This window comes from Ruegeria discodermiae, from assembly GCF_030758345.1.
Taxonomy (GTDB): domain Bacteria; phylum Pseudomonadota; class Alphaproteobacteria; order Rhodobacterales; family Rhodobacteraceae; genus Ruegeria_C.
This window is the reverse complement of the sequence record NZ_JAVAMO010000004.1, coordinates 91,895-108,580: the sequence shown is the minus strand read 5'-3', so window position 1 is coordinate 108,580 and position 16,686 is coordinate 91,895. Positions and strand designations below refer to the sequence as shown.

Here is a 16,686-nt window from a genome sequence, read left to right as displayed (position 1 = left end):
GGTGACAGACGCAAACACGCCAGCCATCGCCTGCCGGAATCTCTGGCAGGTGTTTGGCGATGGCGCAGAGAAGGCCCTGACCGACGCGTTGGCTCGGTCAGGCGGTGATGCGGATAAGGCAGCCGACATTCTGCGCGATGCCGGGATGATTCCGGCGGTGCAGGATGCTAATTTCGAGGTTCACGAGGGCGAGCTCTTTGTCATCATGGGCCTGTCGGGCTCGGGCAAATCCACGCTTATTCGCTGCATCTCGCAGCTATTGGCAGGCACGGGCGGGGAAATCCGCATTGATGGCGAGGATGTGCGCGGGGCCAGCAAGAGGCGCCTGACCGCATTGCGCCGCCAGAAGCTGGGCATGGTGTTCCAGCATTTTGGCCTGTTCCCGCATATGACCGTGACAGACAATGTGGCCTATCCGCTGCGGGTTCAGGGGATCGGACGCAAGGAGCGTACGGAGCGCGCCCGCGAAGTGATCTCTCTGGTCGGGCTTGAGGGGCGCGAAGACAGTTTCCCCCGCCAGCTCTCGGGCGGGCAACGGCAGCGCGTCGGTATCGCGCGCTCGCTGGCGGTGAACCCCGACATCTGGTTTCTGGATGAGCCGTTTTCGGCGCTTGATCCGCTGATCCGGCGGCAATTGCAGGACGAGTTCCTCAACATTCAGGCGACGCTGAAGAAATCCATCGTATTCATCACCCACGACATTGCCGAAGCGCTGAAGCTAGCCGACCGTATCGCCATCATGCGCGATGGCAAAATCGTGCAGATCGGCACCCCGACCGAGATCGTTCTGCATCCGGTCGATGATTATGTGCGAGAGTTTTCAAAGGATGTGGCCAAGGGTCAGCATGCCATCGTGTCTTCGGTCATGCGTGAAGGCGAGACTGAGTTCGGCCCCGACGATCCGGGGCTGCAAACTGGCATGACGCTGGATGCAGCGCTTGCCAAATGCATGAACCTTTACGAACCGGTACCAGTGCGGGATACCAGCGGCAACGTTGTCGGCACGGTCTACCCGTCTGATCTGGCTGCCGCCCTGCAGGTGGACGAGGCATGAGTATCGCCGAACCGCTTGCCTCACCTATGGCGACCCAACTGAGCAAGGGCACGCAAGCCGCGCTGATCACGCTACTGGTCGGCGCGCTGTGTCTGGCGCTGGAGCCGTTGGTGCCGTGGCTGGTCACCTGGCCTGCGGAATGGGCGCTGCCCGCGACGGATTGGGTCGGGGCCGCGCTGAAATGGTTTCTGGAAGGGATCAAGCCGGTGGCCCGGCTGTTCTCGGAACTGATGCGCTATCCGATGGATTGGGCCAATGCGGCGCTGGGCGCCACACCCTGGCCCATCGTGATCGGGCTGGTGACCGCTTTGGGCTGGTATATCGGCGGCCTGCCGATGGCGGCTTTGGGCTTCCTGGGGCTGAGCTTTGTGCTGTCCTCGGGCTATTGGCCGCAAAGCATGAACACGCTGGCGCTGGTGGCGGTCTCGGTACCGCTGGCACTGATCCTTGGCGGTGCGATCGGTATTCTGGCCAATGAGGTGCCGCGGGTGAAATCCGCGGTGCAGGCGGTGCTCGATGTGATGCAGACCGTGCCGACCTTTGCCTATCTCACGCCTTTGCTGCTGCTGTTCGGCTTTGGGCCAGTGGTCGGGCTGATCGCCTCGGCGATCTATGCGGCGCCTCCGATGGCGCGCAATGTGATGCTGGGGCTAGAGCGGGTGGAGCCCGAGATCAAGGAGGCCGCCATCATGTCTGGCGGCACGCGGTTCCAGCAACTTTTTCAGGTCGAGATCCCGTCGGCCACCACCCAGATCATGATCGGGGTGAATCAGTGCCTGATGGCGGCGCTGTCGATGGTGATCATCGCGGCGGTGATCGGCGGCTTCAACGATATCGGCTGGGAGGTCCTGCTGACCATGCGCAAGGCGCAGTTCGGCGAGTCGCTGCTGGCGGGGATGGTGATCGTGGTCTTTGCCGTTGTTATCGACCGGATGAGCGGCGCGCTGGCGACCGAGCGCAAGCGTCATGATCGCCGCGTGGTCTGGGCGCTGGTGGCGTTTGGTGTGGTCTTTACCGCGCTATTCTGGTCCAGTATGCCCAACGCCTCGGAATTCACGCTGATGGACCCGGTCGCGGCAGCGGTGGATAGCGGTCTGACATCTTTCACCCAAAACAACGGTCCGTGGCTGGATGCGCTCAAGAACAACGCGATGTTCTATGTGCTCTTGCCCCTGCGGATCGGGCTGGATCAGGCGGTGTTGCCCTTCACCTGGGGCTTTGCTTGGACTCCGACCATGAGCTACGGGTTGTTTGCGGCAGGTGCGGTGATAGCGCTGCTGATGGCGTGGCGCGGGCATGTGACCGGTGGGCTGATGGTGATGATCGGCATCGGTATGCTGGAAACCGGCATCGCAAATCTGCCCTGGCCCTTTGTTTTGGTCGGCGCGTCGGCGTTGGGCTGGGTTGCGGGAGGGCGCAAACTGGCGCTGATGACCCTGATCCTGCTCAGTACCATCCTTGTTTCGGGCCTGTGGGAGAGGGCGCTGTTGTCGCTCTATCTCAGCGGCGCGGCGGTCTTTGCCTGCGCCGTGGTCGGAGGTGCCGTCGGCCTGCTCAGCGCGGTCAGCGACACCGCTTGGAAGATCGTGCGCCCGATCTGCGACATGTTGCAGACGATCCCATTGTTCGTCTTCCTGATCCCGGTACTGATGGTGTTTCAGATCGGCGAGTTCTCGGCATTTCTGGCGATCTGCGCCTATGCGGTTGTCCCGATGATCCGTTATACGCGGCACGGGCTGGTCAACACGCCGGACGAGATGATGGAGGCCGCGATCGCAAGCGGCGCGACTGAGTGGCAAATCCTGCGCGATATCCGCGCGCCTTATGCTGCGCCGACCATCCTGCTGGGGCTGAACCAGACCATCCTCTATGCCTTTGCCATGTTGGTGATTGCGGCACTGATCGGCACCACCGGTCTGGGTCAGTCGATCTATCTGGCGCTGGGGCAGGCGGATGTGGGTCTGGGCATCTCGGCAGGCGCAGCCATGGCCATTCTTGCCCTGATCGCCGACCGTATGGTGCAGGGCTTTGCCGAGGAACGCAGACAGGCGCTGGGGCTGTAATCAGGCTCCGGCGACTTGACCAATGACAAGGCATGCAGGGCGTCTCTGCCCCAGAACGGGATCGCAGAGCGACATGAGGCGATGGCATGAGCGGCTGGACCGATTTCACATTGGCGTTGCTGGCCTTTCTGGCCAGCCACATGATCCCGGCCCGCCCCCGGGTCAGAGCGGCGCTGGTCCAGGCGGTCGGGCTACGGCCCTATATTCTGGGCTATTCCTCGTTGTCCGTGCTGATCCTGATCTGGCTGATCGCGGCGGCCGCACAGGCGCCTTACGTACAGGTCCTGCCGCCTCACGGCGCGCTGCGTTGGGCACCGGCGCTGCTGATGGCGCTGGCGTGCCCGCTGACCGTGGCAGGCATGTCTGTCCGCAATCCGCTCTCGTTTGGCGGGCTGGGGCAGGGCGATTTCGACCCGGACCGCCCCGGCATCCTTGCGCTGACGCGTCACCCTTTGTTGTTGGCACTGATGCTCTGGTCGCTGTCGCATCTGCTGGCCAATGGCGATCTGGCCCATGTGATCCTGTTTGGCGGCTTTGCGGCGTTTTCGCTTGCGGGCATGGTGCTGATCGACCGGCGCAATCAGCGTGTGATGGGGCCGGAATGGGAGCGGCTGGCCCGCTACACCGCGCGTTTCTCTCTGCGCGGCCTGCCAGCATTGGTGCAACCACATGCCTTGATCGGCGGTGCAGCGCTCTATCTGTTGTTTTTTGCCCTGCACGGAACGGTGATTGGCCTATCGCCGGTCCCATAGAGAACGTGGCAGGGGCGGAAAAACCATGCTATCTGAACGCGATGAGACCAGAAAAAGGAAACGGCTCATGAAACTCGCCTGTGTCACAACAACCGAGCGCGGTGCAACCGACCTGCTGCTCAGCGCTCTAGCAGAGCGCCTGTTGCAGGCCGGGACCGCGCTGGCGGGTGTCGTGCAAACCAACACCGAATGCGCCGATGGCTACAAATGCGACATGGACCTCAAGGTGCTGCCCACCGGTGAAACCATACGGATTTCGCAGTCACTGGGGGCCAACGCGCGGGGCTGCCGCCTTGACCCGTCCGAGCTTGAGCGCTCCGTGGGGCTGGTCACCCAGTCTCTGGACGCCGGACCCGAACTGCTGATCATCAACAAGTTCGGCAAGCACGAGGCCGATGGCCGCGGTTTCCGCCCGGTGATCGCCGACGCGCTGGAGCGCGAGATTCCGGTTCTGGTAGGCGTCAACGGGCTGAACCTCGACCGGTTCCAGGACTTTGCGGGTGGAATGGCCGATGTGCTGGACGGCGATATTGACGCATTGCAAGACTGGTTTGACGCGCTCTCGCCATTGAGCGGGCGGGCCAGGGCGGACTGAGCTCTCAATCTATCAGCCGCTGGCGGTTTCACCCTTTAGATCGCGCCGAAAAAGGCCCCGATTGCCGCGCCAGAAGACTTGTAAGATTGCGAGCGATCAAGAGCAGACATGCTTTCCAGACGCTCTTTCAGATGCTCAAGTCGGGCACGCAACGACCGCAATAAACCTCCACCTCGAACTAACCGAGGCATGAACCAGTGACCAAGATCGTTCTCCATCTGAAGAAACGCGATGTAGGTTGGGATTTGAGGGGACGGCATCTTCAGTTCTATGCGATGCTGCGCGAGATCACAGAGGACAGGGGAATTCCTCTAGAGGTTCGAGCCCGCGACCCGGATATAAGAGTGGGAACAAGAGAAATCAAAGATGATCGGCTCAACGACGGCAATCTTCATATCATTGATGACCGTTCCGTTTGTGCGCCATACGTTTTGAACGCGGGGGTCGCCTATTTCTGGCGGGACTGGCACCTGGATGCTCAGGGAGTGAAGGCTTTCAGCTCCGTTGGAACGCGGAGCTACGATGCCGACCAGATATCATACCGGCGCGCACGTGCATTTTTTGACAACATGCGTCAACGATATGTGCAGAAACGGAAATCCAAATACGAACAACCAAGCGATGTTGTCAGCTTTTCCAAGGTCAAAGGCGCGGTTTCGGTCTTTTTTCAAGGAGACTACCCGAGGGCTTCTGGAGCAACCGATACCTGCGATCTGGCAATGCTAAGAACGGTTATGGAGCAAACCGGGGATCGGCCGATCATTGTGAAGCTCCACCCCAAGGCCAGCAAACTATCAGATATTGAAGCGGTCGGTTCTCTTGTCGCAATAGATGATCGCTTGCTCCTGTCTACTGCAAATGTGCACGATATCCTGAAAGCAAGCGTCGCCACCGTATCCATAAACTCAACGGTCGCTTTAGAGGGATTTTTGCATCGAAAACCCGCGATTTTGTTTGGGGTGTCTGACTTCCATCACTTCGTCAGTACGGTATCAAACGAATTGCGATTTGAGGAAGCTTTCGCCCGCGAACTTGAGCGGAAAGAAGGCTATGAACAGTATTTGTCATGGTACTTCTTGAAAAACTGCCTTTCCCTGAACAGTGGTAATCTCACCTCTCAGATATGGGCAAAGTTTCGTGCCGCCGGATTTCCTGAAGAACGGTTTTGACAAGCCCCTAACTATGACCTGCGTGCTTTTCCAGGCCAACGGAATTAGAAAGTCCCGTCCCGGGACGTGAAGAGATAGGATGCCAAACGCATTGCTGTGTCTCACCAATGTGTCGCACCGGGAGGTTTTGCGGTCTAAGCCCTTGATCTTCTGAGGAATGGTGGGCGACCCTGGAACGGCCACCGACCCCGCAAGACGCTAGAAAAGCGCAACCTTCCAGAGCGAGGGATTGCGATGTGTCTCACTTTCTTGCTTCACTCCCAGTGTTTCGTCAATCCAAATTGTTTCTGCGCAACATGTGCGGACTTCGGCGCTTGATGGGCGGTTAAATTTGTTCTCGAATGTACTGACTTAAGACTGAACCTTACTTGCATCCACTCGCCAATACCCTTGCACTAGGATGGTCGGCAGGCGTCTGCTGCCGCAAAAGGATTTTCTGATCAAAAAAGTGTTTACCTTAGTTTTTCATTTGGAGTGTTTGGCAGCTTGGCAAGGCGATCATTAATCTTTTCGATTTCTTCGGTGACTAGTTTCGGTGGAGCAGGCCTCTGACCAGTCGCGAAAGCGTCTAAGAGCCTTTGTTTTTCCGGTGACATTTCACTCAAGATGACCTTGATGCACATTGCCAAGTCCATCCCTTTTAGAATGCATGGCAGGATTGCGTCGTCTTCGTCTTTTTTCAAGCCGGTGTAGAAATTCTGTCCACCACCCCCAGTGTGAGACCCAGTCATGGAGTTCCTCCAGACCACAATACTTCTTGGACCTACGGAACCATCAAGTGTATTTTGGTGAGCGTGATAGCAAAGTTCGGCCAGCCGGTTACTGACGGACAGTGCCGAGACTTTGTTTCGATTGTAGGCATTGACCAAGCTTACCAGCGGCCTCTCCCATCCCGTATAATTTACAAGTGATCTCTCGCCTGATCCGAGAACTACTATCGGCACAGTAATTTGTGATGGTGCTAATGCACCTCCTCTGACGTGGCGGGTGTATCTGTGCCACCATCCATTTGGCGTCGCGACGAGTTCGATCGTGTATACTCGATACTCATTCCCAACGAACGCAGGTACTAAGAAGTTGTGCTGACGTTGGCGAACATCCGCGAGAGTGGTCAAGTGTGGGGGAAACTCTCGTTTCATGGCATCGGCAACTATGCCGAGCATTTCTTCGAGAGGACAATTGCGTCCTCGCAACACATTGCTAACCCACTGCGATGGATTGCTCCCAAGCGCAGTAGCCCCCAGACCCGCATACCCCAACAACGCAAGCCCGTCTGTTGTTTGGACCACAGTCAATTTTATTGCATCGTCTATAGGGCGGGGAATGGCACCTGAGAGCCTTCTATCGGCAACCAGCCAGATCGAACCTCTGGTCTGCACTGAGAGAATTAAAGTCATTCCGCCTTGACGCTCCGATATTCTTTTTCATCACCATGGCATATAGAAGGGCGATACCGGTTAAGAAAAAAAGGCAAATTTTTGCGAGGGGGTATCTACCCCATCCCGCGCCGGAGTTTTCCCCCATAGGGGCTAGATTGGTGCGGGCGGGGGCGTTAGCCCCCTTGTGGCATCTCTTGGTCCAAACCGATTAAATCAGGCACTTCGACTGTTCACGTACGCTAGCAACCCCTCTCGGGGACCCGCAGTGCCACTTGCTCGCGCACGCACTTTACGATCACGAACATAGTCACCTCCAGTCCAAGAGCGAATACAAGCTCTGCGAAGCCCGGAAAGGTCACAGCGCACGCGACAGCCGCAAGTGCTCCAATCAAAATCAGCCCCTTTCGGGCCAAGCTCGATGTCTCGGGTCGGTCTGTATTACGCGGCTTTTGAAGTTGCAAGCGAAGGCTGTTTGGAAGGAAGCCGCGACGGTGCCGTATCTCAGTAGCTTGCACTCATGGCATTACGAGATGTAACGCTCACAACCAACGTTGACGTTCTTGCGGCATACATGTGGCCGCCTCGCAATTCGCTACGTTGTTGGCATTGGTCGGATCACCAGACACTCGTCAGAGAGGATGCTCAGGTCTGTACTCCAGCCGGTTCGTAGCATCATTGCACCGAGCAAATTGAAGCAATCTGGTTCATTGATTGCGCTGACGATATTGCTCCCAGTAATTAGATTACTACAGAGGTCTCGGGCTGCAAGCTTTGCGTCCTCGACGTGTCGAGTTTCGGATGTTTTTCTCTGGTTACTTACAAACGCTTCGAAGAGAAGTAGCCCTTGCTGATTAGCGACAAAGCTTCTCCAATCTAATGTGGCCTTAGTTGCAGGGGCTATTTCGCGCAATTCTGACAGAACATAAGGGACAACCACCGCTGCCGTAACTAGGACAGATGCTCCTGCGCCAGCCGAGAATGGTCGGTTTATACCATGCAGACACTCACCCTTTCTAGCCTTCGTTAAGCCATCGGGCTCTGTTCTGGCAGGTACATACATCGGGGCTTCAAACCCAAGCGCGACTGGGCCGGTTAGCAGTGCTCTCGCAACTCCACTGATGCACTCATCGAGGTCTGTTCCATCCGACGGATCAGGACCCTCGATGGCCCAACCCAAATTCTTGTTCGGCTTGCCTATGTCAATAACAGCAACGTGCATCGATAACCCTTCACTCTACTCCCTCAGCAAGACTTCGCTTTTCTGTGACGTCAAGGTTGATCGGATAGTAAGCAGCTCCGGTGCCTCAGTGTCCCAATAGATCTTGGTCATGAGAGACAGCTTCTCAGCCAAGCTGACCGTCTCACACACATAGTTGTTGATCTTTGAGACACAATGCCTCACAATCTTTAAAAGTCATACGAGACAGGAAGGCGCAATGATTATCGGATATGCTCGGACGTCCACTCTGGACCAACAAGCTGGGCTGGAAGCTCAAATACGAGATCTGGAGAACGCAGGCTGCGAAAGAGTGTTCGAGGAGCAGGTATCGTCCGTGGACGCTACAGGCCGTGAGAAGCTCGCTGCGGCACTGGAGTTCATCAGAGAGGGCGATGCCCTTATGGTGACACGCTTGGACCGCCTAGCGCGCTCTGTGGCGCATCTCATGAAACTCTTGGACACTCTCCAACAAAAAGGCGCTGCGTTGCATGTTCTGGACCTGCACCTCGATACCAGTACGCCGACCGGAAAGTTGATGTTGACGGTCCTTGGGGGGATCGCAGAGTTTGAGCGAGAAATAATGCTGGAGCGCCAGCGTGAGGGTATCGCAAAGGCCAAAGCCGCCGGAAAATACAAGGGTCGGCAGCCGACAGCTAGGGCGAAAACGGCTAGGGTACTGGAGCTTCACGACAGCGGGTTGGGAGCAACGGCAATTGCTCGAGAACTAGGGATTGGCCGTGCGTCCGTGTACCGCATCCTAGGTGATGCCGAGGGCGGACGACGGGCCTAAGTTTCCTTCGATATCGCGATGGACTTAACTGTTCTGGGTAATGGAGAAGGCGAGGTGCGATACTCGGAGAGTGTTTATTACCCAGTTTTTTCCAATTGTTGAATGGGGCCAGCCTTTACTCCACGGTGATTTGCTGCCCTTGGATAGTCTCATTAAGAAGATCCTCGATGTTGTCTTCGACCAATCCAGTCGGGCCGGTGTATTCCCCAGTATGAGTGTGCCGTGAAGGTATGCGAATTGCCTTACTGGTTGCGGCAATGCTTTCCATGATGTCGGGTAGCTCGTCTGCCATAGTGCTGTAGGTGATGAAGCTGTCGTGGATCGGCAAGCAGGGAAGGTTCATTGAGGTGAACTTCAACAACACAGCTTCTGCGATGTCGGCATCCATCCTCTGCAGTACAGTTCCTTTGCCGCTGAGCATGTGGTCACGCAAGGGTTCGTGAAACTCGAGAATGCCATCCAAGAACTGTTCCCAGGTCATGCCCAACTCTTGCTGATTGAACTCTGGCACTGTTGACGACCTCGGTCGCTTCTTGGCGTTGAGCATTACTGCAAAGGCGCGTTTGACTGCAGTGCGATGCGTTGGGCCGTACGGTGCAGCATATGGATCGTCTATGTCAGGCATGTCGGCACCGGCAAGCTTGTATATCAGCCTTAGATGCATCGCGGAGTAGTCGAACTCACAAGTCAGCTTGCCATTGATGAGGATGTGGCGTCTGTACTGTTTCGGTATCTGTTGCCACCATCCACCATAAAAGCGTCCGCCTTGTGCCCAATCTTCACTATTGAAAACGCGGAACAAACTAACGGCACCGGTGTTTGTTCTCTGGTAAGCAATGGGTTTGACTTCTGCGAGAGCGTCAAACCTTGCCTGTTCCAGCCGTTGCCTTTCCATTTCCTGGAACTGCATCGGGTCGAGGTCCAAGGTAACTTGGTAGCGCTGTAGGTGCTCGTTGATACGCTTGACGTTGGCTCGCCAACGCTGGGTTTCTGCGGTATCCAAAAAGGCGGTCAGCTTTTTGTCGCCCTTGGGTCCAACCTTCAGCCTTATTGGGTCGGAGTTATCTATGATGTGCGTTTGCTTGAGTTGCCCGACGCCGAGATGGTCGATGAGCTTGCTCGTTCCACGAATGCGTGAAGACTTGCCGCTCGCTTCAATGCCTAATGACACTTGTTCCGCGTAACCAGTCCTTATCAAACCCTCCAATGCATCGAGGAATGGGCGAGCGGACACAAAATCAGGGTGGTCTGGACGAGGCTTGCTGAGCCTGCTGTTGTCACGCGACACACCAATTAGCATCTCCGGGTCGGCAGTGTGTGCAACGAACAGATCAAGGCATATTGCCCTTAAGCATTGGCGGAACTTGTGCTCGGTCTTTCGGTCCCTCGCCCTCCTATCCTCTGTTCGCTCCACCTCAAGCTGTATCCTGTCGAGCCTGTCGTAAATTGCAGGCGCGTGCTTGCCCCTGGGTTTGCGGAAAAGGTTTATTCGCCTGCTTGCCCGATCTGTCACTTGCATCTGTTATTTATTCCTTATCCCTTCATCTCATAGAGATCAGAGTGATTGCCCTGAGCGGCCTTATCCCTCCTTCTAATAGGTAAGAACAAGCCACGATTGGTCGAGGTGAGCAGCCGTTTGGCGTCTCACACCGATGCGTGTATCTGTTTGCTTTGTCCGTAGTTCAGCGCAACAGGCCACTGACGATCGCTCTGTGCTGGCTCAATAGTAGACGCTGTGGTCGACCGCCCCAAACGCAGTGAAACTAGCGTCCTTGACACCGGTACGGCCACCAGAGCGCGTGAATTTGAGAGTAGCTTGGAAGTCGATCTTGTCGCCCAAGTACATGCGGTCTCGATCTTGCTCTCCGTGGAGCATTCCTTCGCAAGTAAGTTCGACAGTGCTTTCGCCCCACCAAACACCGCCAGTATCGACCGTCATCTCTCCAAAAAAAGCATTGGTGTCTGCCATAACCCCGCTAAGGCTCTCAGTCAGTTCGAATAGCAGGTTATCGTGCACTTGCTCGATCCATTGTCGACCGTCGTCGTATATGAGGATTAGTGAAATGGGGCGTTCTCTCCAGTATTCCAAGATTGCACGCAACCTCACTATGACTTGTTCGGGAGAGGGCAGCTTAACAATTGATCCATGCTTGTCAGAGAGACTGGCCTGCTCGATATCCAAGCAGCGACGATCAACAAGGTCTGCATCTACAAGCAAATGACTTGCTTGTCGCAGCAGCTCGAGATCGGATCCGGTCTGGGTTTTCAGGTCCGCTACTAGGTCTTGCTTTCTACCGTAGCCCAGAAAGGCTGCCACGATCTCGTGGGCATAGGATGAGCGCAACTTGCCACCCCCGGCTTCGGCGACATTGTTGCACAGAAAGGTTTTGAGGTGTTTTTCGATATCCATGAAGTCCTCGACTTGGCTAGTCACTAGACTGAAGATCACAAGCGTTTCCTGACCTCCATTGACCAGCCGTTTGTCACAGGTTGCCATGGGTTGATCGATTTAGTGTCATGCCGCCTTTTGGGTCGCTTGCAGCCCTGGCGTCGGCTCCGCGGCCATCAGAATAGACTTCCATTTCTGGAAACGCAACTGAGGTATTCAGTATCTGTCCAACGCGTTGCATACTTCGGAGTTCGATCTGGGTTGGCTGAACTGATAGCGATAGCGGTATTCCCCAGAGATCAATTGAAACAGCATCTTACCACTACTGCCCCTGATCGAGTAAGAAGGCCGCCAAAGGCTATCGGAGGAACTTCGGATTTGGGCTGAAGGTACAGAGCATCGAAGGCCGCTGACAATGCGGCGCCTGCAAGACATCCTGAATGCATCAATTGCATGCGGACTAAATCCGGTAGGTACAAACCTCAAGTTTGAGTACGCAGAAGACCTTGTAATTGGGAGATTTTGAAGCCTTCAAGTTAGGTAGGAGCGCAATGCCACTAGCCCGGTTTTGTGACTGCACTCGAGTGTCATGCCTGCCTACCTGTGTGGCGTGGCCCATCAAAATAGGTTCCCCACTTTCACAGCCACCGTAGTCAGTCAGATTGCGCCAACTGGTTATGCTTTCGCCGTGCTTCATTTTTAGCCTTTGCGATGCTAAGGCTTTCAGCCTGATCTCGGCTTTCAAGGACATCCGCCCAGATCACTGCATGGATCTTGCGATCTCCGTCGATGGTTTTTTTCGGGCCGAAAGTCAGTACTTGCCACCTTCGGCGATTGGGTCGGGGCAGATTTCAAGTCCTTTGTACGCGACCGGCTCGAGCTCGGACTTTTTGCCGCCTCCGAAGAGTATTGAGAGAAGGGACATTGGGCGGTTCCTTTCAGCTTTGCTTTGATCGGAGACAAATGCTGCTCAGGGTCAACGTGAACAGCGTTTTCCGACCCGAAAGCTCTCTTTGTTCAAGGTCCGAAAGTTGCTAACTGCAACGCACGTTTGCCAAACCGATCCAGCTTGACAGTCAAGAATTAACTTTCCCTACAATTCGTCGCATCCTGTTCTACTATGCTTGTGAATAGAGGTTTAGATTGGTGGTTTGATTATTATGGAGAGCATTTGGGAGTTCTTGTCCTCGCCAAACAATCAGGACACGATCAGCTGGATCGCTGGTGGAATAGCCGCGATTGCCGCCGGGCTTTGGGCCGTACTAAAGCTCCTTTATTCTCCTAAGCCCGCCAAGCCACCGAATGGCAACTTAAACGTGACAGCGGATAGAGGCGGGATTGCTGGAGGCAGAGACGTAAACATCGGCCTTAGAGGACTGTCGCTATTCTTGATCCTTTTAGCAGTCTTATCTTTTGCAATTCTGCTCGCAAGCCGCATTGGTGATCGCATAATTGGTCATGCCGTTGGCGAGGACCAAGCTTTGGAACGAGTTGAACTGTCCTTGTTTTGTGGCGTCAATGACGACTTGACCGCACCTTGGGTCTATTTTGATGAAGCAACTCAACTATCTGATTTCGTGGACTTAATAGAGGAATTGGACGGGCGTCCGGTATATGTGCAAGCAAAAATCGAAAGATACTGTAACGCATGTGAATGCCAAAGGGAAGTGACGCGTTTGGACGGCGATGTTGATAACTGGATACAGCCACCGTGGGAAAAAATGAGCGAACGCGAGCCGGAGTTCTTGATGAATGAAAAAGACGACGGAGGCATCGAATTAGTAGTCAACCCAAATTATTCACCAAACCCAGACGATGTTTATGGTTGGGCAATTTTTGAAGCTTACAGAATGGAAGAACGTAAAGAGTGGTGGGGGCTGGATGCGCCAGAAATCTGGACTGAGGGCTACCAGATAATGGCGGTACTACCAGAATTTTGGGCCTACTCCTACTCAATATATCTTCCAAGACGAAGACACCTGCGTGCAGAACAATACCGTTCTGGAGAGTATGGTACGGTGTTGGCTTTTGACGGCATATTTGTAGCGAGGAGCTACGACGGTACTGGTGGTGGCGTTCGACACCTGGAACCGTTGAATTTAGACAACGAATTGGAGGCCAAACTTACGTGCATACGTGAAGGACGTGCTCCAACTCTCGCAAACAAGCTGTTCTGGGGTTGCTAAGCCTGAAGTGCAGAGCGGAGATCGAACCCTCCACTACTAGTGAACACTGTCTAACTGAGCGGCATGTCTAAAAGTGGGTTTAACACTAGGGTGAAACACACAGCAAGCCACCACACGACAATAGTGCTTACCATCAGTGCATTAGGCGTTCGGCGGCGTTTCCCTTAGGCTCCACCATCTCTCAGAAGTCAATATGACATATGGACGCTAGATCAGTGTGGCGCTGAAGTCATGACACGCGACGATGCTATCCAGTACCAAATTCAAACCGGTCGATAGCCTCTTTCAACTGCGCTGGCTTAAACCCATCTTTGAAGTAGACATCGAAGGTCACGCCTGATTGAGAATGCCCGACAATCGCCTTCACGCGGGTATCCTGCACATCGGACTGGTTCAGCCGGGTAATCATTGAGTGTCGCAAGCTGTGATACACAAGACCCGGTTGCTTCATGTCCAGAGCGGGCAGCAGCTTCTCGTTGAACCACCTTCCTATATTGCGACCGTAGCCGTTTTGGGCAGAGTAGGTCAGTCGTGGGAATAGACGAGTGTCCTGTTGCGCTTCAACAAACTCCAGCAAGCCGCAGTCGATTAGGCGTTGGTGCACCGGCACTCGTCTTTGGGACGAAGCGTTCTTAATGCGCTTGTTGTTGTCGCCGTCCTCGGTCACGTCGATGCACCACACGCCATCGACCTGTTTGATGTCCTTGACCTCAAGCTGAGCCACCTCGTTGAGACGCATGCCCGAGAACATACCGATCAGCGTGCCCCACTTGTGTTCGTCCTTGCGCACCAGTCCGTCCGGGTCCTCGGTAAGATGGTGGAACAGAGTGCGCAATTGCTCAGTCGAGAACGCTTCACGCTTTTGGTCGTTTATCTTCTTGGAGACCTTGACGCGCATGCCTGTAAAGTAGTTCTCCGTGGCGTAGCCATTGTCCACAGCCCACTTTGAAAAGGTCTGCATGGCACTCATGTAGGCATTGACGGTACGAGCCGAGATGATGTCCACACCTTTAAGTTCCAACATCTCGTCAAGGGTCAGGTCGCGGGTCAGAGCAGCTTTGTTCCGGTTCTTGGGAAGCCGCAACAGAACGTCTTTCACCTTCTGCGCATCGGCCTTGGTCATAAGGGCTGGCGGCTTGTCGTCCGTGATCTGCCCGAGTAGGCCGAGCGCATCGCGCTTCTCGCTTTCGGTCTTGGCGGCGTGCGCCTCTGCGCGTGTCATTTCATTGAAATACTTGGCGACGACATCCTTAAAGACCGCAACTTCAACTCTGGGCTGGTCGGCTCGCAGGGGCGCGCTCATTGGCGTTTCTAGGTCTAGGCTATCAAGGCTTGCGTTGTGCGCAATGGCGGCTTTGGCATAGGCGTTGTGGCCCTTCCTGAGTTCATCCAACAGGTGGTCTTTGTCGCCTCGTGTAAGGTCGGCCTCTTGAATGCCGCGACGTGCACAGAAAGACCGCAGGAAGCCATTCTGGCCGCCTTCTGTGAATATGTCAGCCCACCACTCAGGATCATCGCCGGAGATGGTTTCAGCGGCCCTCAGCGCATCCAGCCCGACACCATCGACCGGTCCAGTCTCAGCAGTGCGCTCTCTGAACTTCGTCAGCAGATCTTGGAAGTGCTCGCGGACATGGGCGCGGATTTCATCATATCGCATGCGGCGGGTAGATGCCGCCATTGCCGTAGATTGTCCAGCCACGGCGAGCACGCGTGAGAGGCGCTGGGCGGTGCTGGGTGATCTGGTGCCCAGCGACACCTTTATGTCGCTTCTCCGGCGCTGTGGGTGAAGCTCTGCCGGAATGGGCCAACGGAAGTAGAAAACACCGTGTCGGGACGTGAAGAGATAGGATGCCAAACGCATTGTTGTGTCTCACCAATGTGTCGCACCGGGAGGCATTGCGGTCTAAGCGCTTGATCTTGTGAGGAATGGTGGGCGACCCTGGAATCGAACCAGGCGTGCGTCTCCGCGAGGGAGTTACAGTCCCCTGCCACACCTTGCGGCCTGTCGCCCAACAAGCAGGGGAGATAGACAAGCGGGCAGAAGCCGTCAACCGGAAAATGACGAATTTGCGATGCTCTCAATGCCGCCGCCGCGTTGGTTCTGCGCACCTGGTTTTGCGGCGAAAACTCATGCCTGAAGCCGGTTGGCGAACCAGTCTGGAAGAGCCTGTTTCCCAGCGCCCGCACATCTGCTATCTGCGCCGGATCACAATGCGGATGGGCGTGACATGGCCAAGAAACCCAAATGGGTCGTTGAGAAAGAGCAGGCGCGCAAAGCGGCTGGCAGTGAGACCGTGTGGCTCTTCGGTTTGCATGCGGTGCGCGATGCGCTGCGCAACCCGGCGCGGCAGAAACTGCGCCTGCTGGTGACGCTCAACGCGCGCGACAAGCTGCTCGAGGCGATTGCCGAGGGTGGGATTGAGCCCGAGATCGTCGACCCGCGCAAGTTCAGCGCGCCCATTGATCCCGGCTCGGTCCATCAGGGGGCGGCGCTAGAGGTGCGGCCGCTGAACTGGGGGGGGCTGGCGGAAAACTGCATCGGGGCTGAAAACCCGCGAGTGATCCTGCTGGACCGGGTCACGGACCCTCACAACGTGGGCGCGATCCTGCGCTCGGCCGAGGTGCTGGGCGCCAGTGCTGTGGTCGGGACAAGGCATCATTCAGCGCCCGAAACCGGCGCGCTGGCCAAAACCGCCAGTGGCGCGCTGGAACGCCAGCCTTATCTGCGGGTCCGAAATCTGGCCGATGCCATCACCGAATTACAGGGCATGGGCTTTCTGGTGCTGGGGCTGGATGGAGAGGCTGAGGAGACCATAGAACAGTCTCTTGGCGATCAAAAGGCACAGCCGGTGGCGTTGGTATTGGGGGCCGAGGGGCCGGGGTTGCGGCAAAAGACGAAAGAAACGGTCGACAAGCTGGTCAAAATCGACGCGGCGGGCGGTTTTGGCTCGCTCAACGTCTCAAATGCGGCGGCGATCGCCCTATTTGCCTCTCAACCACGATAGGAGGCAGCCATTTCAAGTCCGCAGAAAATCGCCACTTGCTGCTATTGCGGCACCCGGGCTGCGCTGGTCCTGAGAGGGCAGGATC

12 protein-coding genes and 1 tRNA gene are annotated in these 16,686 nt (G+C 55.9%); 8 read left to right on the top strand and 5 right to left on the bottom strand.

Translation table 11 applies throughout. The features are described from left to right. Window position 1: 1 nt before the first annotated feature. The 5 genes from Q5Y75_RS11645 to Q5Y75_RS11625 all read left to right on the top strand — a co-directional run bounded on the left by Q5Y75_RS11645 (window position 2) and on the right by Q5Y75_RS11625 (window position 5,633). Window positions 2-1,054 carry a quaternary amine ABC transporter ATP-binding protein gene (locus Q5Y75_RS11645; protein WP_306197462.1) on the top strand — a complete coding sequence of 351 codons (1,053 nt, stop codon included), beginning with the start codon at window positions 2-4 and terminating at the stop codon, window positions 1,052-1,054. Continuing rightward, window positions 1,051-3,117 (top strand): ABC transporter permease, encoded by a 2,067-nt coding sequence (locus Q5Y75_RS11640; RefSeq protein WP_306197460.1) that lies wholly within the window; start codon window positions 1,051-1,053, stop codon window positions 3,115-3,117. The genes Q5Y75_RS11645 and Q5Y75_RS11640 overlap by 4 nt, the downstream gene beginning before the upstream one ends. An 86-nt stretch (window positions 3,118-3,203) precedes the next feature. Further along, window positions 3,204-3,869, top strand: coding sequence for an NnrU family protein (locus tag Q5Y75_RS11635; protein WP_306197458.1), 666 nt, complete (start codon window positions 3,204-3,206; stop codon window positions 3,867-3,869). A gap of 67 nt (window positions 3,870-3,936) precedes the next feature. Next, window positions 3,937-4,464 (top strand): DUF2478 domain-containing protein, encoded by a 528-nt coding sequence (locus Q5Y75_RS11630; RefSeq protein ID WP_306197457.1) that lies wholly within the window; start codon window positions 3,937-3,939, stop codon window positions 4,462-4,464. Window positions 4,465-4,661: 197 nt separating this feature from the next. Continuing rightward, window positions 4,662-5,633 (top strand): capsular polysaccharide export protein, LipB/KpsS family, encoded by a 972-nt coding sequence (locus tag Q5Y75_RS11625; protein ID WP_306197455.1) that lies wholly within the window; start codon window positions 4,662-4,664, stop codon window positions 5,631-5,633. Window positions 5,634-6,085: 452 nt separating this feature from the next. Here the strand turns inward: Q5Y75_RS11625 and Q5Y75_RS11620 are convergent, their stop codons facing one another. Further along, window positions 6,086-7,030 (bottom strand): hypothetical protein, encoded by a 945-nt coding sequence (locus Q5Y75_RS11620; RefSeq protein ID WP_306197453.1) that lies wholly within the window; start codon window positions 7,028-7,030, stop codon window positions 6,086-6,088. A gap of 1,418 nt (window positions 7,031-8,448) precedes the next feature. Here Q5Y75_RS11620 and Q5Y75_RS11615 point away from each other — a divergent pair. Then, complete coding sequence (locus Q5Y75_RS11615) at window positions 8,449-9,021, top strand: recombinase family protein (RefSeq protein WP_306197451.1); 573 nt, start codon at window positions 8,449-8,451, stop codon at window positions 9,019-9,021. 115 nt (window positions 9,022-9,136) lie between these two features. On the opposite strand, the gene Q5Y75_RS11610 is transcribed toward Q5Y75_RS11615, so the two are convergent. Together Q5Y75_RS11610 and Q5Y75_RS11605 are read right to left on the bottom strand one after the other, a co-directional pair. Then, window positions 9,137-10,540 carry a hypothetical protein gene (locus Q5Y75_RS11610; RefSeq protein WP_306197449.1) on the bottom strand — a complete coding sequence of 468 codons (1,404 nt, stop codon included), beginning with the start codon at window positions 10,538-10,540 and terminating at the stop codon, window positions 9,137-9,139. Window positions 10,541-10,741: 201 nt separating this feature from the next. Next, the gene (locus Q5Y75_RS11605; protein WP_306197448.1) at window positions 10,742-11,431 is read right to left on the bottom strand and encodes a hypothetical protein; all 690 of its coding nucleotides are present in this window, start codon (window positions 11,429-11,431) and stop codon (window positions 10,742-10,744) included. Window positions 11,432-12,561: 1,130 nt separating this feature from the next. Here Q5Y75_RS11605 and Q5Y75_RS11590 point away from each other — a divergent pair. After that, on the top strand, window positions 12,562-13,596 hold the full coding sequence (locus Q5Y75_RS11590) for a hypothetical protein (RefSeq protein WP_306197442.1): 1,035 nt from the start codon (window positions 12,562-12,564) through the stop codon (window positions 13,594-13,596). Between the two features lie 247 nt (window positions 13,597-13,843). Here the strand turns inward: Q5Y75_RS11590 and Q5Y75_RS11585 are convergent, their stop codons facing one another. Next, window positions 13,844-15,457, bottom strand: coding sequence for a site-specific integrase (locus Q5Y75_RS11585; protein WP_306197440.1), 1,614 nt, complete (start codon window positions 15,455-15,457; stop codon window positions 13,844-13,846). Between the two features lie 66 nt (window positions 15,458-15,523). Then, window positions 15,524-15,607, bottom strand: a tRNA-Tyr gene (locus Q5Y75_RS11580). Window positions 15,608-15,824: 217 nt separating this feature from the next. Here Q5Y75_RS11580 and rlmB point away from each other — a divergent pair. Continuing rightward, on the top strand, window positions 15,825-16,601 hold the full coding sequence (rlmB, locus tag Q5Y75_RS11575; RefSeq protein WP_306197438.1) for a 23S rRNA (guanosine(2251)-2'-O)-methyltransferase RlmB: 777 nt from the start codon (window positions 15,825-15,827) through the stop codon (window positions 16,599-16,601). Window positions 16,602-16,686: the final 85 nt, after the last annotated feature.

Excerpts from the sequence above, each read along its gene's own strand:
- Q5Y75_RS11640 (WP_306197460.1), top strand. The coding sequence starts at position 1,051 with ATGAGTATCGCCGAACCGCTTGCCTCACCTATGGCGACCCAACTGAGC.
- Q5Y75_RS11635 (WP_306197458.1), top strand. The coding sequence starts at position 3,204 with ATGAGCGGCTGGACCGATTTCACATTGGCGTTGCTGGCCTTTCTGGCC.
- Q5Y75_RS11630 (WP_306197457.1), top strand. The coding sequence starts at position 3,937 with ATGAAACTCGCCTGTGTCACAACAACCGAGCGCGGTGCAACCGACCTG.
- Q5Y75_RS11620 (WP_306197453.1), bottom strand. The coding sequence starts at position 7,030 with ATGACTTTAATTCTCTCAGTGCAGACCAGAGGTTCGATCTGGCTGGTT.
- Q5Y75_RS11615 (WP_306197451.1), top strand. The coding sequence starts at position 8,449 with ATGATTATCGGATATGCTCGGACGTCCACTCTGGACCAACAAGCTGGG.
- Q5Y75_RS11610 (WP_306197449.1), bottom strand. The coding sequence starts at position 10,540 with ATGCAAGTGACAGATCGGGCAAGCAGGCGAATAAACCTTTTCCGCAAA.
- Q5Y75_RS11605 (WP_306197448.1), bottom strand. The coding sequence starts at position 11,431 with ATGGATATCGAAAAACACCTCAAAACCTTTCTGTGCAACAATGTCGCC.
- Q5Y75_RS11585 (WP_306197440.1), bottom strand. The coding sequence starts at position 15,457 with ATGCGTTTGGCATCCTATCTCTTCACGTCCCGACACGGTGTTTTCTAC.
- rlmB (WP_306197438.1), top strand. The coding sequence starts at position 15,825 with ATGGCCAAGAAACCCAAATGGGTCGTTGAGAAAGAGCAGGCGCGCAAA.